Source organism: Xenorhabdus sp. PB61.4 (genome assembly GCF_963894935.1).
GTDB lineage: Bacteria > Pseudomonadota > Gammaproteobacteria > Enterobacterales > Enterobacteriaceae > Xenorhabdus > Xenorhabdus stockiae.
This window is the reverse complement of sequence record NZ_CAWQJR010000152.1, coordinates 18,278-42,621: the sequence shown is the minus strand read 5'-3', so window position 1 is coordinate 42,621 and position 24,344 is coordinate 18,278. Positions and strand designations below refer to the sequence as shown.

Annotated in this window: 25 protein-coding genes; 4 read left to right on the top strand and 21 right to left on the bottom strand. The window is 43.4% G+C overall.

The annotated features are described in order from the left end of the window. Positions 1 to 261: 261 nt before the first annotated feature. The 18 genes from AACX68_RS09595 to yceD all read right to left on the bottom strand — a co-directional run bounded on the left by AACX68_RS09595 (position 262) and on the right by yceD (position 15,576). Positions 262 to 1,566, bottom strand: a complete 1,305-nt coding sequence (locus tag AACX68_RS09595) for an NAD(P)/FAD-dependent oxidoreductase (protein ID WP_228858949.1) — start codon at positions 1,564 to 1,566, stop codon at positions 262 to 264. A 415-nt stretch (positions 1,567 to 1,981) separates the two neighbouring features. Next, positions 1,982 to 3,001, bottom strand: coding sequence for a beta-N-acetylhexosaminidase (gene nagZ, locus AACX68_RS09590; RefSeq protein ID WP_228858948.1), 1,020 nt, complete (start codon positions 2,999 to 3,001; stop codon positions 1,982 to 1,984). Between the two features lie 67 nt (positions 3,002 to 3,068). After that, positions 3,069 to 3,956 (bottom strand): phosphotransferase, encoded by an 888-nt coding sequence (locus AACX68_RS09585; RefSeq protein ID WP_228858947.1) that lies wholly within the window; start codon positions 3,954 to 3,956, stop codon positions 3,069 to 3,071. Then, on the bottom strand, positions 3,919 to 4,488 hold the full coding sequence (gene lpoB / locus AACX68_RS09580) for a penicillin-binding protein activator LpoB (RefSeq protein WP_228858946.1): 570 nt from the start codon (positions 4,486 to 4,488) through the stop codon (positions 3,919 to 3,921). Before lpoB ends, AACX68_RS09585 begins: the two co-directional genes overlap by 38 nt. 77 nt (positions 4,489 to 4,565) lie before the next feature. Continuing rightward, positions 4,566 to 4,916 carry a purine nucleoside phosphoramidase gene (gene hinT / locus AACX68_RS09575; protein WP_099110949.1) on the bottom strand — a complete coding sequence of 117 codons (351 nt, stop codon included), beginning with the start codon at positions 4,914 to 4,916 and terminating at the stop codon, positions 4,566 to 4,568. A 31-nt stretch (positions 4,917 to 4,947) separates the two neighbouring features. Then, a complete protein-coding gene (locus tag AACX68_RS09570) occupies positions 4,948 to 5,724 on the bottom strand; it encodes a metal-dependent hydrolase (protein ID WP_228858945.1) in 777 nt (258 codons plus the stop codon). A 22-nt stretch (positions 5,725 to 5,746) separates the two neighbouring features. Beyond that, positions 5,747 to 6,736, bottom strand: coding sequence for a DNA polymerase III subunit delta' (gene holB, locus AACX68_RS09565; RefSeq protein ID WP_228858944.1), 990 nt, complete (start codon positions 6,734 to 6,736; stop codon positions 5,747 to 5,749). Next, positions 6,733 to 7,374 carry a dTMP kinase gene (gene tmk, locus AACX68_RS09560; protein ID WP_099122996.1) on the bottom strand — a complete coding sequence of 214 codons (642 nt, stop codon included), beginning with the start codon at positions 7,372 to 7,374 and terminating at the stop codon, positions 6,733 to 6,735. The genes holB and tmk overlap by 4 nt, the downstream gene beginning before the upstream one ends. Beyond that, positions 7,371 to 8,396 (bottom strand): endolytic transglycosylase MltG, encoded by a 1,026-nt coding sequence (gene mltG, locus AACX68_RS09555; RefSeq protein WP_228858943.1) that lies wholly within the window; start codon positions 8,394 to 8,396, stop codon positions 7,371 to 7,373. The genes tmk and mltG overlap by 4 nt, the downstream gene beginning before the upstream one ends. 66 nt (positions 8,397 to 8,462) lie before the next feature. Next, positions 8,463 to 9,287: an aminodeoxychorismate lyase gene (gene pabC / locus AACX68_RS09550; protein WP_228858952.1), complete on the bottom strand. Its 825-nt coding sequence runs from the start codon at positions 9,285 to 9,287 to the stop codon at positions 8,463 to 8,465. A gap of 156 nt (positions 9,288 to 9,443) precedes the next feature. After that, positions 9,444 to 10,685, bottom strand: coding sequence for a beta-ketoacyl-ACP synthase II (gene fabF, locus AACX68_RS09545; RefSeq protein WP_228858942.1), 1,242 nt, complete (start codon positions 10,683 to 10,685; stop codon positions 9,444 to 9,446). Between the two features lie 74 nt (positions 10,686 to 10,759). After that, positions 10,760 to 10,996 carry an acyl carrier protein gene (gene acpP, locus AACX68_RS09540; RefSeq protein ID WP_099110956.1) on the bottom strand — a complete coding sequence of 79 codons (237 nt, stop codon included), beginning with the start codon at positions 10,994 to 10,996 and terminating at the stop codon, positions 10,760 to 10,762. 152 nt (positions 10,997 to 11,148) lie between these two features. After that, positions 11,149 to 11,883, bottom strand: a complete 735-nt coding sequence (gene fabG / locus AACX68_RS09535) for a 3-oxoacyl-ACP reductase FabG (RefSeq protein ID WP_099110957.1) — start codon at positions 11,881 to 11,883, stop codon at positions 11,149 to 11,151. An 11-nt stretch (positions 11,884 to 11,894) separates the two neighbouring features. Beyond that, entirely contained in the window at positions 11,895 to 12,824 is a 930-nt protein-coding gene (fabD, locus tag AACX68_RS09530; RefSeq protein WP_228858941.1) for an ACP S-malonyltransferase, read from the bottom strand. Positions 12,825 to 12,842: 18 nt separating this feature from the next. Continuing rightward, a complete protein-coding gene (locus tag AACX68_RS09525; RefSeq protein ID WP_228858940.1) occupies positions 12,843 to 13,796 on the bottom strand; it encodes a beta-ketoacyl-ACP synthase III in 954 nt (317 codons plus the stop codon). 6 nt (positions 13,797 to 13,802) lie between these two features. Next, entirely contained in the window at positions 13,803 to 14,840 is a 1,038-nt protein-coding gene (plsX, locus tag AACX68_RS09520) for a phosphate acyltransferase PlsX (protein ID WP_228858939.1), read from the bottom strand. Between the two features lie 28 nt (positions 14,841 to 14,868). Continuing rightward, a complete protein-coding gene (gene rpmF / locus AACX68_RS09515) occupies positions 14,869 to 15,039 on the bottom strand; it encodes a 50S ribosomal protein L32 (protein WP_099110961.1) in 171 nt (56 codons plus the stop codon). 12 nt (positions 15,040 to 15,051) lie between these two features. After that, positions 15,052 to 15,576 carry a 23S rRNA accumulation protein YceD gene (gene yceD, locus AACX68_RS09510; RefSeq protein ID WP_228858938.1) on the bottom strand — a complete coding sequence of 175 codons (525 nt, stop codon included), beginning with the start codon at positions 15,574 to 15,576 and terminating at the stop codon, positions 15,052 to 15,054. A gap of 144 nt (positions 15,577 to 15,720) precedes the next feature. Here yceD and AACX68_RS09505 point away from each other — a divergent pair, with 144 nt between their 5' ends. Then, entirely contained in the window at positions 15,721 to 16,311 is a 591-nt protein-coding gene (locus tag AACX68_RS09505; RefSeq protein ID WP_228858937.1) for a Maf family protein, read from the top strand. 16 nt (positions 16,312 to 16,327) lie between these two features. Here the strand turns inward: AACX68_RS09505 and rluC are convergent, their stop codons facing one another. Beyond that, entirely contained in the window at positions 16,328 to 17,278 is a 951-nt protein-coding gene (rluC, locus tag AACX68_RS09500; protein WP_228858936.1) for a 23S rRNA pseudouridine(955/2504/2580) synthase RluC, read from the bottom strand. Positions 17,279 to 17,848: 570 nt separating this feature from the next. On the opposite strand from rluC, the gene rne reads away from it, so the two are divergent. Both rne and AACX68_RS09490 read left to right on the top strand, forming a co-directional pair. Continuing rightward, the gene (gene rne, locus AACX68_RS09495; protein WP_228858935.1) at positions 17,849 to 21,088 is read left to right on the top strand and encodes a ribonuclease E; all 3,240 of its coding nucleotides are present in this window, start codon (positions 17,849 to 17,851) and stop codon (positions 21,086 to 21,088) included. A 179-nt stretch (positions 21,089 to 21,267) separates the two neighbouring features. Continuing rightward, entirely contained in the window at positions 21,268 to 21,894 is a 627-nt protein-coding gene (locus AACX68_RS09490) for an NAD(P)-binding oxidoreductase (RefSeq protein WP_228858951.1), read from the top strand. A gap of 39 nt (positions 21,895 to 21,933) precedes the next feature. Here AACX68_RS09490 and tmaR read toward each other — a convergent pair whose 3' ends face one another. Both tmaR and AACX68_RS09480 read right to left on the bottom strand, forming a co-directional pair. Continuing rightward, complete coding sequence (gene tmaR / locus AACX68_RS09485) at positions 21,934 to 22,254, bottom strand: PTS system regulator TmaR (protein WP_012989266.1); 321 nt, start codon at positions 22,252 to 22,254, stop codon at positions 21,934 to 21,936. Between the two features lie 121 nt (positions 22,255 to 22,375). Then, positions 22,376 to 22,774 carry a GNAT family N-acetyltransferase gene (locus tag AACX68_RS09480; RefSeq protein WP_228858934.1) on the bottom strand — a complete coding sequence of 133 codons (399 nt, stop codon included), beginning with the start codon at positions 22,772 to 22,774 and terminating at the stop codon, positions 22,376 to 22,378. Between the two features lie 93 nt (positions 22,775 to 22,867). On the opposite strand from AACX68_RS09480, the gene sbcB reads away from it, so the two are divergent. Next, positions 22,868 to 24,295: an exodeoxyribonuclease I gene (gene sbcB / locus AACX68_RS09475; protein ID WP_228858933.1), complete on the top strand. Its 1,428-nt coding sequence runs from the start codon at positions 22,868 to 22,870 to the stop codon at positions 24,293 to 24,295. Positions 24,296 to 24,344 lie beyond the last annotated feature (49 nt).

Sequence of the window (24,344 nt, the reverse complement as noted above, 5' to 3'; positions counted from 1 at the left end):
TCCATTACATTAAATATTTTTATCATTCCTGAATTTTTTCAATCCTAACAGAAAAACATACATTTTTATGTCATGGTTACCTAGCTAAAATTAGTTTTATTACAAGGATTAGCCTGATTAAAAAATGGGAAGAAAACGAGTTGTGATAAATAGAATGAAAAAATAGCGTAGTATTGAATAAAAATAATGAAGATTTAGTGGTTCATCTGAAATTTATTGAATATATCATTAATCAAATTCAGATGAACCACTCTGGTTAAATTAGTGCAATTTCAATCGTGGACGGATCACACGATTTATTCCACCAACCAGCATCATTAAACCTGTTTTAATATACCCATGCAATGCTACCTGATGCATACGGTACAAAGAGATATAAACGATACGGGCGATACGGCCTTCTACCATCATTGAGCCACGCATCAGGTTACCCATCAGGCTACCAACGGTGCTGAATTTAGATAAAGAAACCAAAGAACCATGATCTTTATATTCATATTCTTTCAGTGGTTTTTCATTCAGTAAAGCCAGGATGTTGTCATAGCAACGGCTCGCCATTTGATGAGCAGACTGAGCACGTGGAGGAACAAAACCACCCTCTTTTTTCGGACAGGATGCACAGTCACCGATAGCAAAAATAGTCTCATCCAGTGTTGTCTGCAAAGTAGGCTTCACCACCAGCTGATTGATACGGTTTGTTTCCAGCCCACCAATCTCTTTCATAAAATCTGGCGCTTTAATTCCGGCAGCCCAGACCATCAAAGAAGCTTTGATCTGCTCGCCATCTTTGGTATTCAGACCATTTTCATCTGCGCTGGTTACCATTGTCTTAGTTAAGACTTTAACACCCAGTTTAGTCAGCTCTTGATGTGCGGCACCAGAAATTCGTGGTGGCAGCGCTGGCAAAATACGTTCGCCAGCCTCGACCAACGTCACATTCAGGGCATCTGTATTCAGGCTTTCAAAACCGTAACTGTTTAGCTGTTTGACTGCATTGTATAGCTCAGCGGAAAGCTCAACACCGGTTGCTCCACCCCCAACAATCGCTATATTAACTTTCTCTTCCGGGCATTGATTCGCTGAATATTTCAGGAACAGGTTCAGCATTTCATTATGGAAACGATGTGCCTGTTGCGGATTATCAAGGAAAATACAGTTTTCTCTTACACCGGCTGTACCAAAATCATTCGATTGGCTGCCTAATGCCATAACAAGAATGTCGTAAGTCAACTCACGCTCTGGTACTAACAAATCACTACTTTCATCACGAATTGCAGCCAGTGTGATTTTCTTTTCTTCACGATTGATATTTGTGAGTGTACCTAATTGGAAGTTGAAGTAATGGTTACTTGCATGAGCAAGATAACTCAGTGCATCAACACCATCATCCAGAGAACCTGTTGCTACTTCATGTAATAACGGTTTCCATAAATGGCTGTTGTTGCGATCCACCAAAGTTATTTCGGCTTTTTGCTTACGCCCTAATTTATGTCCCAAACGTGTTGCCAGTTCTAAACCGCCAGCACCCCCACCAATGATGACAATTCTTGTCTTTGGCGTTGTCATGACTACCCCACTGAAAATACAACTAATGTTATGTAAAGCGCTAAACAATTTTTTGAATAACGTTCTTAAATGACATCACTCATGATAAATTTCATACTGAAAATATTGCCAGAATATCACGGCTGGTCAGTCGGTCATACCAAAAATGACCCCTGCTAAATTCTTTTGATTAATTAGACACCAATCACAAAATTTACGTACTCAACTCTAATTAATCAGACTTAAATCCAGTTTATTAATACTTATAATTTACATTGTTAACATTATGTGATTAGCAGGGTTATTTATTGAAATACAGGAAGAATGTTGCCCCAAAATAGACAGCAAAAAGTAATAAATAAAAAGAGAATACCAAAAGACAGGATCATAATGTAACAATCCTGCCTTTCGTTTGATCGCGATAAATCAGTAATGATTAGCCACAGCTTAGCCAGTGTTCACATAAATTATTTAATTGCAAATTTGCCCGCTGCCAACGTTCTGATTTTTTCAGTTCTTCCAGACTGAACGATCTTCCCTGATGATATAGCCGTGCCACCTTATCTGAATTAACTATCGGTAAATTATCTAGTACGTTAGTCGCACCCTGACGGTTATTACACACCAGAATCATATCGCAGCCCGCTTCCAGTGAGGCTTTTGCCCGGTCAGCATAGCCCCCCATAACAGCAGCGCCTTCCATAGATAAGTCATCTGAAAAAATAACACCATTAAACCCCAGCTGTTGGCGTAAAACGTTTTTTAGCCAGTAAGGGGAAGCGCTTGCCGGACGATCATCAATCTGAGAATAGATAACATGTGCAGGCATAATTGCATCAAGTAAGTTACGCTGGATAAAATCGCGGAAAATCAGCATATCGTGACAGCTAATTGCATCCATTGGGCGATTATCCACTGGCGTTTCTTTGTGGGAATCCGCTATGACTGCACCATGGCCGGGAAAGTGTTTACCCGTCGATTTCATGCCAGCCGAATGCATTCCCCTGATAAATCGCTCAGCCATCACCATCGCAGGTTCAGGCTCTTCATGAAATGAGCGTTCACCAATCGCGGTACATTTATGGCCCAAATCCAGTACAGGGGCAAAACTGATATCAATATCCATTGAAATCATCTCTGATGCCATCAGCCAGCCTGATTCTTCGGCCAAATGCCCACCCATCAGTTCGTCATGCAAACAGGCAAAAGACTGAGCCGCAGGTAATCGTGTAAATCCTTCATGAAAACGCTGTACCCGCCCTCCTTCCTGATCAACTGCAATGACTAAACGATGGCGGGAGGCTTCGCGGATTTGGCGCACCAAATCACGCAACTGCTGAGTATCATGGAAATTGCGGGTGAACAGGATCAAACCGCCCACTAATGGATGTTGCAGAATTTCACGCTCTTCACTATCCAGCTCATGACCAACAACATCTAACATTACCGGACCCATAATATTCCTCACTTCTTATTAGTTATCTATTTATTGGTTGCCATCTTATTAATTGCCGACCTTCGTGTTAAAACGTCAGCTTAAAGCCCAGACGCAAAGGATAAGCCAGAGCCAAAAATTGCGGATCTTTTGTCTGCTGCCAGCGAACTTCATACCACATCAGCATCATATATCTGACCCACGGTTTCCATTGCCTAATTTTTTGCTGCAATAAAACGATATCACTATACCCTGATGCGTCAGTACAATAATAATTCAAAAAAAATTTCTGCTGCATCTCATTCCATTGATTCCCTTCAAACAGCCCCGCTAATGAAAAACCAATATCAACATCCGCCGCATATTCCCAGTCAATCAGTTTCAAACCTTCCGATGTCATAATCAGATTATCAGAGTGAATATCCATGTGAGCAGGGGCTATTTTCAGAGGCGCAGGCATTTTCGCTGATATAAAGAATTTATGCAGCCGTAACCAGTCAGGAGAAAGCCTTAAATTATCAATATCCTGCCATTGAGAAGCTAATTGTTGTTTGAGTTGGAAGGCATACCCCAATGGTGTTTGGTTATGGAGAATGGCGATGGTATTCGCCAATGACTGTTGAAATGTGGGTAAACCGAATTCTTCTGCTGTGATCTTTGTGCCTTTCAGCCACTCCAGTAACAGCCAGTCATCGTGCATTGCGATTACATCAGGTGCGATGCCAGTCAAAGATAATTTACGTAATATCCGTTGTTCCCGTTGACGATTGACCCCCAGCGCACCATTGTGCCATGTATGTTTACGCCCTACCATCTGACGTATACCATCCGTGATATAGTGGCTTCCCTGAGTCAGCCCTGTTAATGGACTGATTTCCCAGTTTTCTGCTGGAATGTCAGGCCACTTCTGGCGCAACATTCCAGATAGAGCTTCACTATTAGTTAATATCACTGCTACCAGACCAGAGTATTTCACCCGTTTTAACCAGCATAAGCTGCATGTTTATCTTACGGTGTTGGGTATCACCAGAAGCCACAGAATAGATGACATAATCGGCATTCAAATAACGGGCCAAACCAATAGATTTGCTGCGTGATGCCAGACTATCTTCTGATGACAGCCCCAGAGCCTGCCGGGCGTAATAAACCTGATTTTTCGGCACGACCTGAAAAACATGTGTCTTACTGACCACATCGGTAATTGCGTCAGTTGCCTTAAGTGTTCTCAGTGAACCACTCGTATTATTTTTGACACTATCAACGAGCAGTATTTTCCCCGCTTCTACACCATGTGCTTTAGCCATCTGGTCAACTAATGGCTGAACGATATTATTCCAGTTAATTGACTGGATCTTCGGTGGCTGGGGTACTTTCTGTAACGGCGGTTCAGTGGGTTCCGTTTTTTGCTCTGGTTCAGCAGGTGTAACAGGAGCAGGCGGTTGTGTGGATGTCAGTGTACAACTCGCCAGCAACAGTGCTGATAATACAACCAAGAAAATTCTTTTCATTAATCTACTCCGGTTACAGCTGTCAGGATATCTTTCGTCTTACAAGTGACCGCATTAAAAAACGGCAGTGAGTAATGTTATTCTGCCAGTAATGGGCCTAATGGATGCCCACCAACCAGATGCATATGGATATGAAAAACAACCTGCCCTGAATGACGGTTACAGTTCATGATGAGGCGATAGCCGTCTTCAGCAATCCCTTCCTGTTTTGCGATTTTTGCAGCAACCGTGAATAAACGGCCTAATGCAGCTTCATGCTCCGGCATAACATCATTAACCGTTGGGATCAGCACATTAGGAATAATCAGAATGTGAGTTGGTGCCTGAGGTGTAATATCTCTGAATGCAGTGACTAACTCATCTTGATATACGATATCAGATGGGATTTCACGACGGATGATTTTGCTAAAAATAGTTTCTTCTGCCATCTCATTTCTCCTTTATTATCATTTAATGTTCTTAAATGTCGATATGAAACAAATCACAAAAGTTCCTTGTTGTCACTTCGGCTAATTCCTCAAGACTGACTCCTTTCAATACTGCCATATACTCAGCAACATCACGTACATAAGCAGGCTGATTTTGCTTACCGCGATGAGGAACCGGCGCCAGATAAGGTGAATCAGTCTCTACCAGAATACGATCGAGGGGAACAAACCTCGCAGCCTCACGAATTTGTTCGGCATTGCGGAATGTCACAATACCCGAAAACGAAATATAAAAGCCAAGATCCAGTAAATCCCTGGCTGTCTCTTTATCTTCAGTAAAACAATGCAAAACTCCGCCACAATCCTGCACTTTTTCTTCCCGCAGTACCATCAGGGTGTCATCTTTTGCATCACGGGTATGAACAATCACCGGCTTATTTAATTCGCGACCAATGCGGATATGCTGGCGAAATGAAGTCCTCTGTAATTCTGCGTTATCTTTCTGATAATAATAATCCAGCCCTGTTTCACCCATTGCGATAACATCACTATCTGCAGCTAAACGGGCAAGCTCATCAAAATCATATCCTTCATCCAGATTTAACGGATGAATACCGCAGGAATACGCAACGTTGTCACGTTTGCCAATCAGGTTTTTCATTTGCAGGAAGCCGGGTAATGTGGTCGCAACTGCCAGCATATACTTCACATCCCTTTCTGCGGCCTTCGCCACTACATCATCCACACTTTTATGCAGTGTTTCATAATCTAAACAATCGAGATGACAATGTGAATCAACTAAAAACATAATATGCCCATATTTAAATGTATTACCGGGTGGAGCAAAGCTGCCCTTCCCAATTGAGTAATTGTTCAGTTAATAACAATTCCCGATTGATGCCCGCTACGGATATTAATTGATGACGGCAGCGTATCCAATCATCAACTGTATTTAACAATTTTTCCACACTTTGGCTGGAGGCCAGATGGTGAATCAACATCTGCTGATCCTGATTGATACAGTAATTTTGCGCCTTCTGACGCCATTTTACCGCATCAGACAACAGGCTGATTAGCCAGTACAAAGACTGTTGTACATCATCACGATTCAACAATGGCAAAAGTGACAAGGTATCACATTTATGTAGTGCCTGCGTGATAGCCTGACAAAATACATTTCTCTGTTGCCATTTTTCAGTCTGGAGTAACTGTTTTGCCGCCAGAGGTGCTCCCTGAGACAGTTTCAATGCTGTCTGGATATCCTGTGATGATATTGTCGGGAGCTTTTTTTGCAGCCAATGCAAACCGGTCTTGGTTTCAGGAACCGGCAGATGATAGTAAAAACAGCGGCTTCGCAGTGTTGCCAGTAAGCTGGCCGGACGCTGACATCTCAATAGAAAATAGGTATTGCCGGGCGGCTCTTCCAGTGTTTTTAACAACGCATTTGAGGCTGCATCAGTCAGTGATTCTGTTGAGGGTACCCACGCAATCTTGGCCCCCCCCTGTTGAGAATATTCATAAAGCTTTTCGCTGAGCTGACGAACTGCATCTACACCAATTGTGCTTTTCCCCTTTTCCGGGGCGAGTACATGCCAGTCAGAATGTGTTTCTGCCAACATCAAATGACAGCCGTGGCATTTACCGCAACTTTTTATTCCCTGTTTATTCTGACACATTAGCCAACGGCTTAATCCATAAAGCAGTGCATCTGCCCCCATACCTTCATGAGCATGGAGCAAAAGAGCGTGGTGACCACGTCCCTGTTGGTGGGATTCAATCAGCTGACGATATGCATGGTTAAGCCACGGATACCAATTCATGCATGTATTTCCTGTTTTTCCAGCCAGTATTGCAGAGCCTGACGAATGTCATCCTGTACTTTTTCCAATGGCTGCGTTGCATCTATTTTTATGATGGATTTATCCTGTGCGACCAATTCAAGATATCTTGTGCGGGTACGATGGAAAAAATCTAATGATTCTTTTTCAATACGATCCAGTTCACCGCGTTCGCGGGCACGTTGTAGGCCAACCTCTGGCGGTAAATCAAGATAAATAGTCAGATCGGGGGAAAAATCACCGAGCGCTGCTTCACGTAGTGAAGCCAATAAATGTTGGTCAATGTTACGTCCGCCTCCCTGATATGCCTGAGATGACATATCATGGCGATCCCCAACAACCCAGCAACCTTTTGCCAGTGCAGGCTTGATGACATTCTCCACCAACTGAACCCGGGCAGCATAAAGCATCAGAACTTCTGCTTTATCCGTCAATATTTCACCTTCGATCCCTTGCTTGATCATCTGGCGTAATTTTTCCGCTAATGGCGTTCCACCCGGTTCACGGGTAAAAACAAGATCAGAAATCCCGGATTGTTTCAGTGTATCAGACACTGTCTGGATAGCCGTGGTTTTTCCTGCTCCTTCAAGCCCTTCAATAACAATAAATTTGCTGTTCATTTATCCTGCTTCAATCTCTGGCGATAAAGGTTTACCGCTCTATTATGCTCTATTAAATTTGTGGTAAAAGTATGGCCGCCATTACCATCTGCGACAAAATATAAATAGTTTGTTACCGCCGGATGAGCCGCAGCTTTAATTGATGCAAGACCCGGCATGGCAATCGGCGTCGGCGGTAGCCCTTCAATCATATATGTATTGTATGGCGTAAAAGTGCTCAGGCTGCTGCGGAAAATAGTTCCGGTGTATTTATCTCCTAGCCCGTATATCACTGTCGGATCGGTCTGCAACCGCATCTTTAAACGCAGGCGATTGATAAATACAGAAGCCACTTTAGCGCGTTCAGCATCTACGGCAGTTTCCTTTTCGATAATAGAGGCCATAATTAGCATCTCATAAGGACTCTTATACGGTAGATTTTCAGCCCGGTTTTTCCATTCCTGATCAACAGCCATAACCATTTTTTGGTGGGCTCGCTTGAGTAAGTCTATATCACTTGTACCTGCGGTATAGAGGTAAGTATCAGGATAGAACCATCCTTCCAATGGACTCTCTATTTTCATACCCAGCGATTCTGCCAGTTCTTGTGGCGTCTTATCTTCAGCCGCATGTTTTAAGTATGGCGCATTCTGTAATATTTTTGACCAGTCAGAAAGACGGCTGCCTTCAACAAAGCGAATAGTAAACTGGACCTCTTTACCACTGGCAAACAATTGCAGAATTTCTCTTACTGACATATTTTTCTGTAATCGGTAAGTTCCTGCCTTAAATTTGATCAGCTCTGGCTCTAACCGGAAAAGCCACGGTAATAAGCCGTTATCTTTGATTAAATTATGCTGAATCAACAGCGTTTCTAAGCCGATACGCCCCGTTCCGACCGGTAAGGTAAATATGAGATCCTGAGCCAGATTAACCTTCTGAGCAGAAAAGTTTTCTACTTTTTTGATAAAAAAGAAAAATGCTATTGCTGCAACAAGAATAATCAATCCAGGTAGAATAAGAATGCGCTTTTTAAGTTTCATTCGGTTACCACTTTTATCTGCCTTTCAACGGCTGGCTGAATCACTACAGTTTAATAACCCACAGAATTACAGGCTTAAACATTCAGGTAATAAATATTCATATAACTCTCTGGATTGGTATTTCCATGCAGGCTGATTTTTATGTGCCTGGATCTGGTTAACTGCCATAACGGGCATCAGTGAATTACAAATAATTACCTCATCAGCGTGCGCTAATGCTTCAGGATAACGCATGACACACGACAAATGGTAATCACTACCTTCCAATAGCTGGATAATTTTCTGTCGCATAATCCCTTCTACACCACACTGGCTCAAATCCGGCGTATAGATATTTTTACCTCTCCGCCAGAAGATATTAGCGCTACAACATTCAACTAATAAACCATCACTATCAAGTACTAGCGCTTCATCGATCTTTTCCTGATCAATAAACCGTTTTATCAGAACTTGTTCCAAACGGTTCAGATGTTTAATGCCCGCCAAATGAGGGTTAATCCCCATAGCAACAGGACTAAGCCCTAATACAACACCCGTTTTCCGTTGTCTGTAATATTGCTCTGGATAGGGGCTTAATAAAAGGATCTGGTTTGTCTCATTAATACCATCACTGCTGTAACCGCGTCCGCCCGAACCTCTGGATAAGAGCACTTTCAAAACACCAGATTCACATCCTGTTACCACTTGTTGAATGTGGCTTTCCAGTTTTACCCAGTCCGGTACTGGCATAAACAGTCTTTCAACGCCTTTTTGTAATCGTTTCATATGAAAAGGCAAAAAAGCTGCCTGACCCTGCTCTACTCTGATTGTGGTAAAGCAGCCATCGCCATATTGTACCGAGCGATCATTAACCGAGATTTGATCTTGCGGTTTGCCGTTAATCCAATACATCATCTTACTTTCTGATTCTTAAATAAAAAGGCGTGAAAACCTCAGGTTATAAGGGGCGCTATAATAGTATATGAGCGGTAGCAGTGCAAAAAGGGACATTCGTAGTATAAAAAAAGCCCCAACATAAGTTGAGGCTTTTTATAGAAATAGGGTGTTTTACATCTTACGGAAAATCAGTGAACCGTTAGTTCCACCGAAGCCGAAAGAGTTACACAACGCATATTCCATTCCCTCAACTTTACGTGCTTCGCCAGGCACAAAATCCAGGCGGCAATTTTCGTCCTGATTAACCAGGTTAATAGTTGGAGGAACAATCTGATCCTGCAAAGAAAGAACTGTGAAAATAGATTCCACAGCACCAGCTGCACCCAGCAGGTGGCCTGTCATTGACTTGGTTGAACTCACTAATACTTTAGTGCCTTTACCAAAGACAGATTCCACAGCCAGAGCCTCAGCAAGATCTCCCGCCGGTGTTGAAGTTCCATGAGCATTAATGTAGCCCACTTGTTCTGAAGAAATGCCTGCATCTTTCAGAGCATTTTCCATAGCAAGCGCAGCCCCTGCCCCATCTTCAGGCGGAGATGTCATGTGATACGCATCACTACTCATACCAAAGCCAACGACTTCAGCATAAATTTTTGCGCCGCGTTTTTTGGCGTGCTCATATTCTTCAAGAACAACAACACCAGCACCATCACCCAGAACAAATCCATCACGATCTTTGTCCCAAGGACGGCTCGCGGTTTTAGGATCATCATTACGGGTCGACAGTGCACGGGCAGCACCAAACCCGGCAACACCAAATTCTGTACTTGCTTTTTCAGCACCACCTGCCAACATGATATCAGCATCATTATAAGCAATTATACGCGCTGCATGACCAATGTTGTGCACACCAGAAGTACAGGCTGTTGCAATAGAGATGCTAGGACCACGAAGGCCATATAGTATGCTCAGATGGCCAGCCACCATATTAATAATGGTTGAAGGTACAAAGAACGGACTGACTTTACGAGGACCAGCAGAAAGCAATGTTCTGTGATTCTCTTCAATCAGGCCCAAACCACCAATACCAGAACCAATAGCAGCACCAAAGCGGCCAGCATTGGCTTCTGTTACTTCGATTCCTGCATCTTCAAAAGCTTGAACACCTGCAGCAATACCATACTGAATGAACAAATCCATTTTTCGTGCATCTTTGCGCGAAATATTGAAATCTTCATGATTAAAATTCTTCACCAAACCAGCAAACTTAGTTGCATGGTTAACGGTGTCGAAATGTTCGATAAGGCCGATACCACTCTGTCCGGTACAAACAGCGTTCCAAGAAGACTCAACTGTATTGCCGACAGGAGATACCATGCCTAGTCCGGTCACGACTACTCGACGCTTAGACACGGTTATCCTCCAGGGAGGGAAAAAATGTAAGACAAAAAACATAGGCGGTCGAACGACCGCCTAGGTATATGTGCTTATTTACTTGCGTTTTCAACGTAGTCAATAGCAGCCTGAACTGTAGTGATTTTTTCAGCTTCTTCGTCTGGGATCTCAATATCGAACTCTTCTTCCAGAGCCATTACCAGTTCAACTGTGTCAAGAGAATCAGCGCCCAAGTCATCAACAAATGAAGCTGTGGTTACAACTTCTTCCTCTTTAACACCCAGTTGTTCAACGATGATTTTCTTAACGCGTTCTTCGATAGTGCTCATACTATTAAATTTCCTATCAAAACTCGCTTTCGCGATGGTTTTCGTAGTTTATAAAATACAGGAAAAGATGCAACCAAATCCCGGCTGGTCGAACCACTAACTGCTTATTTTGTATAAGAAATACATAAAAAAACAGCAGGTTCGCTCATTTTTTAGATCATGTACATGCCACCATTGACATGTAATGTTTCACCCGTAATGTAAGCGGCCTCATCAGAAGCAAGAAACGCTACAGCACTGGCAATTTCCTTTGCATTACCGAGACGATTAGCAGGAACATCAGATAAAATGCCCGCTCGTTGTTCGTCTGTCAACGCTCTGGTCATATCGGTTTCGATAAAACCAGGAGCAATAACATTGACGGTAATGCCACGAGAAGCGACTTCACGAGCCAGTGATTTACTAAAACCAATAACTCCTGCTTTCGCTGCCGCGTAATTCGCCTGCCCTGCATTTCCCATTGTTCCAACAACAGACCCAATGGAGATAATACGTCCATAACGTTTTTTCATCATAGAACGCATTACTGCTTTTGACAGACGAAAAATCGAAGAAAGATTTGTGTCAACAATACCTTGCCACTCATCATCTTTCATGCGCATCAACAAGTTGTCACGTGTGATGCCCGCATTATTAACCAGAATGTCTATTTCACCAAATTCAGCACGAATATTCGATAGTGCCTGTTCAATGGATTCTGAATCTGTGACATTCAGTACAAAACCTTTGCCTTTATCGCCCAGATAGGCGCTGATTGCCTCGGCTCCATTTTCACTGGTCGCGGTGCCAATAACACGCGCTCCACGTTCAGCCAATAATTCTGCAATCGCTCGACCTATGCCACGGCTGGCACCAGTAACTAGTGCAATTTTTCCATCAAAGCCCATGTTTTCCTCAGTCATTTATTCAGAGCAATTGTAAGTGATGATACATCATTCACTGCTACAGCACTCAGAGTACCAACAATTCGTTTTGTCAAGCCAGTCAGTACCTTACCCGGCCCTATTTCCAGCAGGTTATCAATACCCTGAGCGGCAATATACTCAACAGATTCTGTCCAGCGTACCGGATTATACAACTGACGCACCAGCGCCGCCCGGATTGTATCAGCAGATTCTTCTGTTTTTACATCAACATTATTGATAACAGGGAATTGCGGCTGTTTAAACTCAACAGACTGTAATGCAACAGCTAACTGGTCTGCGGCGGATTTCATTAATGCACAGTGTGAAGGGACACTGACTGCTAAAGGCAGAGCACGTTTAGCTCCCGCTGCTTTACATGCAGCCCCCGCGCGTTCTACTGCTTCTTTTTCGCCGGCAATAACAACCTGCCCCGGGGAATTAAAGTTCACAGGTGAAACAATCTGTCCCTGTGCTGATTCTTCACATGCTTTTGCAATGGATTCGTTATCCAGACCAATAATGGCATACATAGCACCCTGCCCTTCAGGCACGGCTTCCTGCATCAGCTTTCCACGTAATTCAACCAGTTTAATTGCCTGTTGGAATTCAATGACGCCAGCACAAACCAGTGCTGAATATTCGCCAAGACTATGACCTGCCATTACGGAAGGGTTTTTCCCTCCCTGTTGCTGCCAAACCCGCCAAATAGCAACAGAAGCGGCCAGCAATGCAGGTTGTGTTTTCCACGTTTTATTCAGTTCTTCTGCTGGGCCCTGCTGGACTAACTCCCATAAATCGTATCCCAAAACCGCAGAAGCCTCTGCAAAAGTTTGCTCTACAAGCGGGAATTCCGCGGCTAAGTCAGCTAGCATGCCAAGAGATTGAGAACCCTGGCCGGGAAATACCATTGCAAAATCAGACATGTTTATCTTCCTGTTAAGTTAAAAACGTACTAGCGCTGAGCCCCAGGTAAAGCCACCGCCAAATGCTTCAAGTAAAACAAGTTGGCCACGCTGAATTCTTCCATCACGGATCGCTTCGTCAAATGCAGTCGGGACAGATGCAGCTGAGGTATTACCATGACGATCCAGTGTCACAACAACTTTATCCATCGTCATATTCAGTTTTCTAGCTGTAGCTGAAATAATACGTAAGTTCGCCTGATGGGGCACCAGCCAATCAAGCTGGGAATGAGCCAAACCATTAGCTTCCAGTGTCTCATCAACAATATTCGCTAATTCTCGCACAGCAACCTTAAATACTTCATTGCCAACCATCGTAAGGTATGCTGGTGTATCCATTTTTTGGCGATCATGATGAGGTACTGATAATAATTCGCCATATTGACCGTCAGCATGCAGATGGGTCGACAGAATACCGGGTTCTTCCGAAGCACCTACCACCATCGCTCCTGCCGCATCACCAAAAAGGATAATGGTACCACGATCTTCTGGATTAACAGTTTTGGAAAGCGTATCAGAACCAATAACCAGTGCACATTTGGCTGCACCCGTTTTTATAAACTGATCAACTACACTCAATGCATACGTAAACCCGGCACAAGCCGCCGCAACATCAAAAGCCGGAATACCGTTAATGCCTAGCAGTTTTTGGATCTGGCAGGCACTGCTGGGAAAAGCATGTGTTCCCGTTGTTGTTGCAACAACTATTAAATCAATTTGCGTTTTATCAATGCCTGCCATTTCTATGGCTTGTTCAGCAGCCCTGAATCCCATGGTTGCCACCGTTTCACCTTCATCGGCGATACGACGTTCACGGATACCAGTGCGAGTGACAATCCACTCATCAGTCGTATCCACCATTTTTTCTAAATCTGCGTTAGTACGCACCTGAGACGGCAAGTAACTGCCTGTGCCTAAGATCTTTGTATACATTTATGCTTATTCACTCTTGGGTAATACTGCATTCAGTCGGGCTGCAATCTTTTCAGGAACCTTCTTTTCTACTGCCTGAACAGCTTGCTCAATTGCAGCTTTGAAAGCATTTTCATTCGCGGCACCATGACTTTTTATGACAATACCACGCAATCCTAATAGTGTTGCGCCGTTATGCTGATCAGGGTTTAGATGACCGAAGCGTTTTGCTATTAGTTTAAGCAAAAACTTCCTAAATATTTTCATCAACCATGACGATTTTTTCTTTTGCCCTTCCGGTGACTTAAGCAGAGACAGAATCACTCTGATCGCGCCTTCCATTGTTTTCAGCGTAACATTACCTGCGAAGCCGTCACACACGAGGACATCTGTTTTCCCCGTTAACAGCTCATTTCCTTCCACATAGCCTATATAGTTGATTAACTCACTATTCCGCAAGGTTATGGCGGCTTCGCGGATATTATCCAGCCCTTTGGATTCCTCTTCCCCGATATTAAGTAATGCTACACGTGGATTTTTTACACCCGCAACATCTTCTGCCATTACAGCGCCCATAATGGCAAATTGCACTAACATACGACTATTACAATTAATATTAGCGCCCAAATCTAATACTACTGTTTTTTGTTGTTTCAGATTTGGTATGACCGTCACCAAGGCTGGCCGTTCAATTCCTTCTATCGATTTCAACATCAGTTTAGCCAGCCCCATCAATACTCCTGTATTTCCTGCACTGACACACGCCTGCGCTTCACCGGATTTCACCAGATTTAGTGCAATACGCATCGAAGTACCGTGACTGGAACGAATTGCCTGAGACGGTTTAACATCATTGGCAACAACATGTTCCGCAGGAATAATTTGCAAACGGCTGAGCAGCTCGGCATTTTTGTTTGCAAGCAAAGGAGAAATGGCTTCGGGGTCACCGACCAACAGTAGTTTTAATCGCGGATTAGATGCCAGTGCCTGCAATGCAGCAGGCACCGTGACGCGAGGACCAAAATCCCCGCCCATAGCATCTAACGCTAAGGTTAGATTAGCCAAGATATCAACTTGCTAATAACTAGCTGAATTACTTGTTGATTACCTTGCGGCCACGGTAGTAGCCATCAGCAGTCACATGGTGACGCAGGTGAGTTTCACCAGAAGTTTTGTCTACAGAGACTTTTGTTGCAGTCAGTGCGTCATGAGAGCGACGCATACCACGTTTAGAACGAGTTGGTTTATTCTGTTGTACGGCCATCGACCTTACTCCTTAAGTACTTTTCTTTAAACTGGCTAATACGGCAAATGGGTTTGGTTTTTCTGCTTCAGGAGGCAGTACACCAAACACCATATCCGCGTCGGACACTTCACAGTGTTCAGAATCATGTACCGGAACTACCGGCAGAGAAAGAATTATTTCATCTTCTATCATTGCCAGTAAATCTATTTCGCCAAATTCATTAACCTCAATTGGCTCATACTCTTCCGGTAATGCTTCGGCCCGCTCATCATTGACGACCGGGCTAAAACAATACGTTGTGTGAACATGATGACTGAATTTACCACCACAACGCTGACAGGCAAGTGTAACATCCACATCTGAATGCCCTTTTACAACTGCCAGACGCTGATTATCAATCTGAAATGATAATGAGTTATCTACATCACTATCCACACTGACCACCGATTCTAGAAGACGAGACACCTGTTCAGCAGAATAACTGCCAGTGTAGTCTAGTCTTTTCTGGGCTGCACGAAGTGCATCAATGGTCAGGGGTAATTTTACCTTCTGCATAAGGCGCGCATATTATCTTTGTAACGGGATATAGTCAAAGAAAAAGGCCACACATCTGCACCTTTCCACCAAATATTCGCTTAATAAGCGGTGCATAGTTTAAAATGCCTGCAAATATTTCTCTACGTATTTTATGGAAAAATGATGCTTCCGATTGTTTTATCATCAACTTCGATATATCGCCGCTTATTACTGGAAAAAATTGGCCTGCCTTTTACCTGTGCAGCACCAAATATTGATGAAAGCCCACAGGAGAATGAAAATCCTGAACAATTAGTGATGCGGCTTTCACAAGAAAAGGCTACAGCATTACAACAAGATTATTCCAGCCATCTTATTATAGGTTCAGATCAGGTTTGTATTTTAAATGGAGAATTAACCGGAAAGCCGCACAATTTTGAGAACGCTTTCGCACAGTTAAAAAAAGCCAGTGGTCAGTGTGTCACTTTTTATACCGGTATTACATTATTCAATAGCAAAACCAGAAGTACTGATACTCGCTGTGAACTATTTCATGTCCATTTTAGGGAACTTACTGATACTGAAATCATCGGCTACTTGGAAAAAGAACAACCGTTTAATTGTGCCGGCAGTTTTAAAAGTGAAGGCTTAGGGATCACATTATTTGAAAAACTAGATGGCAAAGACCCCAATACATTAGTTGGTCTGCCATTAATCACCCTGACTGAAATGCTTACCCGTCAGGGGGTAAACCCCCTGACGGCACATTATTAAACAAATGATTATTGCATTACATTTGTCGCAATTTTTTTAAACATTGTCGTAATGCCGTATCCATTGGTGCTTCGAAACGCATCGTTTCACCGGTTGATGGATGCGTAAACTTCAGTGAACTGGCATGCAGAAACAGCCGGTTGATCCCTGTTTCTGCAAGCTGCCCGTCAAACGCTTTGTCACCATAGCGATCATCAAATGCTATCGGATGCCCCGCATACAGAGTATGTACACGGATTTGGTGGGTACGCCCGGTTACTGGGCTGGCCCGCACTAATGTAGCAAACTCGTAACGTTCTTCCACCTTAAAACGCGTTTCAGAAGGTTTACCTTCGCTGCTGACCTTAACGACCCTTTCACCACTTTGCAGAAGATTCTTTAACAAAGGTGCCTGTACGACTTTGCAATGAGACTGCCACTGCCCACGCACCAAAGCCAGATAATCTTTCTGCATTTGCTTCAGGCGTAATTGTTCATGCAGTGAACGTAAAGCAGAACGTTTTTTCGCAACCAGCAAAACCCCGGAAGTATCACGGTCAAGACGGTGTACCAGCTCAAGAAAGCGAGCTTCGGGACGTAATGCCCGTAATCCTTCAATAACACCGAAACTTAACCCGCTCCCACCATGCACGGCAGTTCCTGAAGGCTTATTTATGACCAATATATAATCATCTTCATAAAGAATACATTCTGCCAACGCGGCAACTTTATCCAACTTGGCAGAAACAGGAGCCTCCTGTTTTTCCGCCACTCTGACAGGCGGAATTCTGACAACATCGTTTGCTGTCAATTTATATTCAGGCTTGATTCTTCCTTTATTGACTCTAACTTCACCTTTACGCAAGATCCGGTAGATCATGCTTTTAGGTACACCTTTTAATCGAGCCAGCAAAAAATTATCAATTCTCTGGCCGGCCTCATCGTCATCAATAGTGACAAACTGTACAACTTGATTATTTGTTTTCATGGGCGCAATTTTAATTATCCCGCAAACAGAGTGCTACTCATTTTTAAATCATGTATAAATAATATCCACATTTTTATTCTTTATTATTAAATTGCCTTAGAATAAAGGCTAAAGATTAACAACTTATCACTATTTCATGATAAAAAACTCTTAAAGAGATAAAGTCACCTTGCTATCACCCCAATAGCAATGGAATAATGCTTTCCGGCCACGATTTACTAAACTATGAATGGCAGATTGAAATTGTTTGTTATCTGTTTGTTTGAACAAAAACGCAGCAATGGCGTAAGACGTAATGTTTAATCAAACAATTTATGGGCTGTGAGTTGCTACTTACTGGATTGGGTAAAACCTGTACTAATTTATTACAGTATCTCCCAACAAAGAGTGCTGCGTTTCTTACAATGAAAGAAATGAAATTCAGGCTCGCCGACATTTAGGCGCCTCTATACAACCGATAGCCGTGAGGCTGACGGTTTTGTAAAAGACACGAGGCCATCGGTTTCCAGTAAATGCTCCTCTTTTTACTCATGGCTCTATACTAATGTAAAAAATAATGAGTAAGTTAGAATGAAAAGAATGTTAATCAACGCAACCCAGCAGGAAGAGTTGCGTGTTGCCCTTGTTGACGGGCAACGTCTTTATGATCTGGATATTGAGAGTCCTGGACACGAGCAAAAAAAGGCCAATATCTATAAAGGTAAAATTACACGGATTGAACCCAGCCTTGAAGCCGCATTTGTTGATTATGGTGCAGAGCGACATGGCTTCCTGCCTATAAAAGAAATTGCCCGTGAATATTTCCCAAATAATTACCATGCCCATGGCCGTCCTAACATTAAGGATATCCTTAAAGAAGGTCAGGAAGTCATCGTTCAGGTAGATAAAGAAGAACGAGGCAATAAAGGTGCTGCTTTAACGACCTTTATCAGTTTGGCAGGTAGTTATCTGGTTCTGATGCCGAATAATCCGCGAGCTGGCGGTATTTCACGCCGTATCGAAGGTGATGATCGTATCGAATTAAAAGAAGCTCTCTCTTCCCTTGATGTACCCGAAGGTATGGGGCTTATCGTTCGTACCGCTGGTGTCGGCAAATCCGCAGAAGCCCTTCAGGGTGATCTGAATTTTCGTCTGAAACACTGGGAAGCCATCAAAAAAGCGGCCAACAGCCATCCGGCTCCTTTTTTGATTCATCAGGAAAGTAACGTTATTGTACGCGCTTTTCGTGATTACCTGCGTCCCGACATTGGTGAGATTCTCATCGATAATCCGAAAATTCTTGATTTGGCACGCCAGCACATCACTGCCCTCGGTCGCCCCGATTTTGCCAGCAAAATTAAACTGTATAATGGTGAAGTCCCGCTGTTCAGCCACTACCAGATCGAATCGCAGATTGAATCTGCTTTCCAGCGCGAAGTAAGATTGCCTTCCGGTGGCTCTGTTGTCATTGATACTACTGAAGCCCTGACTGCAATTGATATCAACTCATCCCGTGCAACCCGTGGCGGCGATATTGAAGAAACTGCCTTTAATACGAATCTGGAAGCCGCAGATGAGATTGCCCGTCAGTTACGCCTGCGTGACCTTGGTGGTCTGATTGTTATCGACTTTATCGATATGACACCAGTACGTCATCAGCGCGAGGTTGAAAACCGCCTGCGTGATGCAGTACGTCAGGATCGCGCCCGTATTCAGATTGGCCGCATTTCCCGTTTTGGCTTACTGGAAATGTCACGCCAGCGTTTAAGCCCATCTCTGGGTGAATCCAGCCACCATGTTTGCCCTCGTTGTAGCGGCACAGGAACCATTCGTGATAATGAGTCACTTTCTCTGTCCATTCTTCGCCTGATAGAAGAAGAAGCCCTGAAAGAAAATACTCATCAGGTTCATGCGATTGTTCCTGTACAGATTGCTTCCTATCTGTTGAATGAAAAACGTAAAGCTGTCAGTGCGATTGAACACCGTCAGGGTGGCGTTAGTATTGTTATCGTGCCAAACGATCAAATGCAGACACCGCATTTCTCCGTTTTACGAGTGCGTAAAGGCGAAGAAATCTCGGCCCTGAGCTATCAGTTGCCACAGATTCATGAAACAGAAATGGCAAATATTCAGGAAGATGTTCAGCATGAACGTAAACGTCCTGAACAGCCCGCTATTTCCACTTTTGATTTGCCTGCTGAAGCTCCAGCTCCTGCCGCAGCAAAAGCAAAAGAGAAAAAAGTCGCAGCCAAAGCAAATAGTCATCAAAAAGCAGAAAAACTTGGCCTATTCAGCCGCTTCTTAAATGCCCTGAAAAAAGTATTCAGCAACGAAGAAGAGAAGCAGCCTCAGGAAAAAGCCAAGAGACCTTCTGGCAATGATGGACGTCGTTCATCAGATCGCCGTAATCCACGCCGCCAAAACCCACGTCGTGAGCGTAACGAGAATGAAAATCGTAACAATCGCGAGCGTGATGAGCAGCGTAAAGGTCGTAATGCTCAGGCGAAAAATAACGCTCAGGATAATACTGCGGTAGATAACGAGGCGCGTGAGGCTCAGCAGCAACAGCGCCGCGAGCAGCGTGCAGAACGCCAACGTCGCCGTCAGGAAGAAAAACGCCAGCAACAATTGGAAAGTAAGGTTCAGCAGGCAATTAAACCCGAAGTTCCGGAAGAAGAAATCGAGGAACGTCAACCTGTTATACCTCGACGCCAGCGTCGCCAGCTTGAGCAAAAAATTCGTATTACAGATAGTGTGAAAGAAGAAACAACTATTGCAGCACTTCCGGTAGTTACATCTGATTCTGCACCTGTAATCGCGGAAAAAGAGAAAAGAGCTTCTGTTCCAGCTGTTATCAATACAGAAACTGAAGCAACAACTCAACCTGCCGCGGCAAATGAATCTATCGTTCAGGATACTGCTGAACAAAACGCTGCTATGTCTGATTCTCAACAAAACGGTTCTCAGCAAAATAACGAACAGCAAGATAACATCATGCCACGTCGTTCCCGCCGTTCACCGCGTCATTTGCGGGTCAGTGGGCAACGCCGTCGTCGTTATCGCGATGAGCGCAATCTGACTCAGTCTCCGGTACCTCTGGCAATCGCGGTAGCCTCACCTGAGTTAGCATCCGGTAAAGTCTGGGTTCGTTACCCGGTCACACCAGTGGCTACAACTTCTGAGCCAGAACTCTCTGTAATTGAAGAAGCAGCATCGGAACAAGCGGTTGAAATGATGCCAGTACCTGTTGCTGCAAAAACTGCTGAACCAGCACCTATTTTTGCAGAAACTAAAGCTACAGAACAAACCGCTGTTACTTATGAAACTGCGAAACCTGAATCAGTGAACCCATCTACAGTTGAATCAATTGTTGAGTCGGTTTCTGGGCAGACTAATGAGCCTGTTCAAGAAACTACCAAGTCTGTTGTCAGCCATGAGGTTTCAAATCAGGCTGAAACTGCACCTAACACAGTGCAATATGACTCTGAGGAAAAAGTTGCTCACGTAGTAGAACCTATCATTGTGGACTCTATCGCTGAACAGGAACATCATGAAGAACAGCCGACTGTCGCAACGGAAGTATGCTCTCAGACAGCAGAAGTTAAAGCGAAAGAGACAAAAGCTACTGAGTCTCAGGTTATCGTGGCAAAAAATCATCACTCTTACTCCCCAATGACTAAGGCTCCGGCACCGGACATGGCTGCACAGCCAGTCATTATTAGTGAATGGGAGCGCCCTGCTCATCCATTTAAAGGGAAAGGTGGTGCGGGTGGTCATTCTGCAACAAGTGTCGCAACATCCGGTATGTCAAAACCACAAATATTTGAGTAATTACGTATTGTAATTTCATATAAAATCAAATGGCTCCTGTTCTCAGGGGCCATTTTTATCTCTCACGCCACAAACATTTCACAAAAGCCAGTCTGTTTCATTTCCTTTGCTCACTGATTCCAATAAACTCAGATAATTATCATTTAAAGCGGTGAATTATTATGAGTGAAGTCACATCTATGAGGCCCTGGTTAATTTTTGGTGCCGGTAAAGGTATCGGACGCCATCTGGTTAATATCGCGCTAGAACAAAATCGTCCTGTTACCGCATTGATCCGTAATGAAGAGCAGGCAGCAATACTGAGTTCAATAGGCGTAAACGTAATACAGGGTGATGCCTGTGACAGCAGAAGCATAGAAAAAGTGATTGAGCATGCCGGAGAAAATCCGATTGTTTTTTCAACTATTGGGGGCGGTAATTCAGACCATATTGGTAATATGGCCATTATAGATGCACTGGAAAAGGCTCAGATCTCACGAATGCTTTTGGTTACATCCATCGGATGTGGAGATAGCTGGCATACTTTATCACCACGAGCCAAATCATTATTCGGTCAGTCTGCCCGACTTAAATCGCTGGCAGAAAGCTACCTGCAAACCAGTAGATTAGATTTTACTATTATTCGTCCGGGAGGGTTGACTGATCAGGCTGGCACAGGTCATTGTCAGCGTTATCAGGGAGAAGTTCACGGTATGGTAAGCCGCAAAGATGTCGCTCAGCAATTAAATCAAATGTCTGAGGATAAAGGGACTTACTCCCAGATTTATGCTCTGGTTGACCCTGAATTAAAGCCTAACTGGAACTGATAAAGTAACCACGCCTGATGGCGTGGTTAACATAATACCTTATTTTACTCCGCCATCCATTGCTTTGAGCTTTTTAGATAATTCCCGGCGTTCCTTAGATAGCTCAGCATTTTTGATGATATATTCATCAACCCGTTCTTCATAGTCACTGCGCATATGGGCAATTATTCCCTGAATATCTTCAACTGACATTCCCGGTTTAATGTAATCACTGAGATTATCCAGCAACAATACACGTTTTTGGTTGTCACGGACCTTTTTCTCGTTGTCTACAATCTCACGCTGTAATTTATTTTTTCGACGGAAGATACGTACAAACTCTAAGACATTATGGAATGTTGGTTTATTCGCGTTGTCCATTTTTCACACCTTTACTTAATCAGAATGATAATTTTTTATGCTGATTACACAATACAATTTCAGGCAATATATAAACAAGCTAGTTTCGATGATATTTAAATATTTTTTTAATTTATTTCACCTACTTTAACCGACGATACATTCCTTGTGCTTGCGGTGATGTCAGCTTATACCCCATTTTTTCATAAAATTCGGGTTTATCGGCAATCAAGGAAACATAAGAACCCGGCAAAGCCTGAGTTTCCAGCCAGGCATCAATCCGATTCATTACTGCCTTCCCTAACCCTTTGCTCTGATAGTCAGGGTCAATCATGATATCTACTATTTCAAAGAAGCAGGCTCCATCACCAATAACTCTTCCCATACCGATCAATTTCCCTTCATCACATAAACAAATAGAAAACAATGAATTGGGTAATCCTTTTTCGGCCGCTTCAATGGATTTAGCCGATAAGCCTGCCCGTTCACGCAGCTTGATATATTCCTGCGCCGTTGGAAGCACTTCGGTAACTTCTATCATTACTTTCATTCTCCATATTATTCGAGTATTCAGATTGTTTCAGATATGGTTTACCATATCGTCCAACCAATAGACAACAGATGCAGAATTACCTTGAGTAACGATAAAAACCCCACTTTCTATTTTCATGATTATGAAACCTTTGGCATACATCCTGCCTTAGATCGCCCTGCACAGTTTGCAGGCGTTCGAACTGATAGTGATTTTAATATCATTGAAGAACCTCTAGTGGTGTACTGCGCTCCGGCTGATGATTATCTGCCTGAGCCTGAAGCTGTCATGATCACGGGAATTACGCCCCAGCTGGCCCTGAAAAAAGGTGTGAATGAGGCAGAGTTTACACGCCTGATCCACACTGAATTCAGCAAACCCAATACCTGTATCCTCGGATATAACAATATCCGCTTTGATGATGAAGTCAGCCGCAATATTTTTTATCGCAATTTTTATGATCCCTATGCCTACAGCTGGCAAAAAGGTAATTCTCGCTGGGATCTGCTTGATGTGTTGCGCGCCTGCTACGCCCTGCGTCCGGAAGGCATTATCTGGCCGGAAAATGATGATGGATTACCCAGTTTTAAGCTGGAACAACTGACAAAAGCGAATGGAATCGAGCATACTCATGCGCACGATGCCATGTCAGATGTTTACGCGACTATTGCTATGGCGAAGCTGGTTAAAGCAGCACAACCTAAATTGTTTGATTATTTTTTCCAGCTAAGAAATAAGCAGAAAGTCAGCAATCAGATTGATATTCCACAAATGAAACCTCTGGTGCATGTATCAGGCATGTTCGGATCTTTACGCAGTAATATCAGCCTGATAGCGCCTTTAGCATGGCACCCGACAAACAGAAATGCCGTTATTATGTGCGATTTAGCTGGGGATATTTCGCCTCTGCTGGAACTGGATGCTAATGAATTACGTGAGCGTTTGTATACCCGCCGGGATAAATTGCAGCCAGATCAGTCTCCTGTTCCCATCAAACTAGTGCACATCAATAAATGTCCGATCATTGCGCCTGAAAATACTCTGCGGCCACAGGATGCTGAGCGAGTTGGGCTTGATCGTAATCAGTGCGCACAAAACCTGACTATCTTACGTAACAACCCACAAATCCGTGAAAAAATAGTCGAATTATTTTCCCAACCAGAAGAATTTCCTGAATCTGATAATGTTGATGCCAAACTATATAGTGGCTTCTTCAGCGATGCAGATAAAACAGCGATGGAAATTATTCGTGAAACTACACCTCAAAATCTGCCTGCTTTGGATTTAACATTTCAGGATCCTCGCATTAAGGCTCTCCTATTCCGTTATCGTGCCAGAAATTATCCGGCAACATTGGATTATGGTGAACAACAGCGTTGGTTACAGCATCGCCGGGAAATATTCACTCAGGAAAATATCACTCAATACTTTGCAAATATTGAGCGTCTTTTTATTGAACATCAGTCTGATGAAGAGAAGTGCCGTCAGTTAAAAGCATTAATAGACTATGCAGTTCAATTAGCTGAGTAAATTTAAATCAGCACAGAAAAAGACAAGATTTTGTCTTTTTCTGTCTTTA

Excerpts from the sequence above, each read along its gene's own strand:
- AACX68_RS09595 (WP_228858949.1), bottom strand. The coding sequence starts at position 1,566 with ATGACAACGCCAAAGACAAGAATTGTCATCATTGGTGGGGGTGCTGGC.
- nagZ (WP_228858948.1), bottom strand. The coding sequence starts at position 3,001 with ATGGGTCCGGTAATGTTAGATGTTGTTGGTCATGAGCTGGATAGTGAA.
- lpoB (WP_228858946.1), bottom strand. The coding sequence starts at position 4,488 with ATGAAAAGAATTTTCTTGGTTGTATTATCAGCACTGTTGCTGGCGAGT.
- hinT (WP_099110949.1), bottom strand. The coding sequence starts at position 4,916 with ATGGCAGAAGAAACTATTTTTAGCAAAATCATCCGTCGTGAAATCCCA.
- AACX68_RS09570 (WP_228858945.1), bottom strand. The coding sequence starts at position 5,724 with ATGTTTTTAGTTGATTCACATTGTCATCTCGATTGTTTAGATTATGAA.
- holB (WP_228858944.1), bottom strand. The coding sequence starts at position 6,736 with ATGAATTGGTATCCGTGGCTTAACCATGCATATCGTCAGCTGATTGAA.
- tmk (WP_099122996.1), bottom strand. The coding sequence starts at position 7,374 with ATGAACAGCAAATTTATTGTTATTGAAGGGCTTGAAGGAGCAGGAAAA.
- mltG (WP_228858943.1), bottom strand. The coding sequence starts at position 8,396 with ATGAAACTTAAAAAGCGCATTCTTATTCTACCTGGATTGATTATTCTT.
- pabC (WP_228858952.1), bottom strand. The coding sequence starts at position 9,287 with ATGTATTGGATTAACGGCAAACCGCAAGATCAAATCTCGGTTAATGAT.
- acpP (WP_099110956.1), bottom strand. The coding sequence starts at position 10,996 with ATGAGCACTATCGAAGAACGCGTTAAGAAAATCATCGTTGAACAACTG.
- fabG (WP_099110957.1), bottom strand. The coding sequence starts at position 11,883 with ATGGGCTTTGATGGAAAAATTGCACTAGTTACTGGTGCCAGCCGTGGC.
- fabD (WP_228858941.1), bottom strand. The coding sequence starts at position 12,824 with ATGTCTGATTTTGCAATGGTATTTCCCGGCCAGGGTTCTCAATCTCTT.
- AACX68_RS09525 (WP_228858940.1), bottom strand. The coding sequence starts at position 13,796 with ATGTATACAAAGATCTTAGGCACAGGCAGTTACTTGCCGTCTCAGGTG.
- rpmF (WP_099110961.1), bottom strand. The coding sequence starts at position 15,039 with ATGGCCGTACAACAGAATAAACCAACTCGTTCTAAACGTGGTATGCGT.
- yceD (WP_228858938.1), bottom strand. The coding sequence starts at position 15,576 with ATGCAGAAGGTAAAATTACCCCTGACCATTGATGCACTTCGTGCAGCC.
- AACX68_RS09505 (WP_228858937.1), top strand. The coding sequence starts at position 15,721 with ATGCTTCCGATTGTTTTATCATCAACTTCGATATATCGCCGCTTATTA.
- rluC (WP_228858936.1), bottom strand. The coding sequence starts at position 17,278 with ATGAAAACAAATAATCAAGTTGTACAGTTTGTCACTATTGATGACGAT.
- rne (WP_228858935.1), top strand. The coding sequence starts at position 17,849 with ATGAAAAGAATGTTAATCAACGCAACCCAGCAGGAAGAGTTGCGTGTT.
- AACX68_RS09490 (WP_228858951.1), top strand. The coding sequence starts at position 21,268 with ATGAGGCCCTGGTTAATTTTTGGTGCCGGTAAAGGTATCGGACGCCAT.
- tmaR (WP_012989266.1), bottom strand. The coding sequence starts at position 22,254 with ATGGACAACGCGAATAAACCAACATTCCATAATGTCTTAGAGTTTGTA.
- AACX68_RS09480 (WP_228858934.1), bottom strand. The coding sequence starts at position 22,774 with ATGATAGAAGTTACCGAAGTGCTTCCAACGGCGCAGGAATATATCAAG.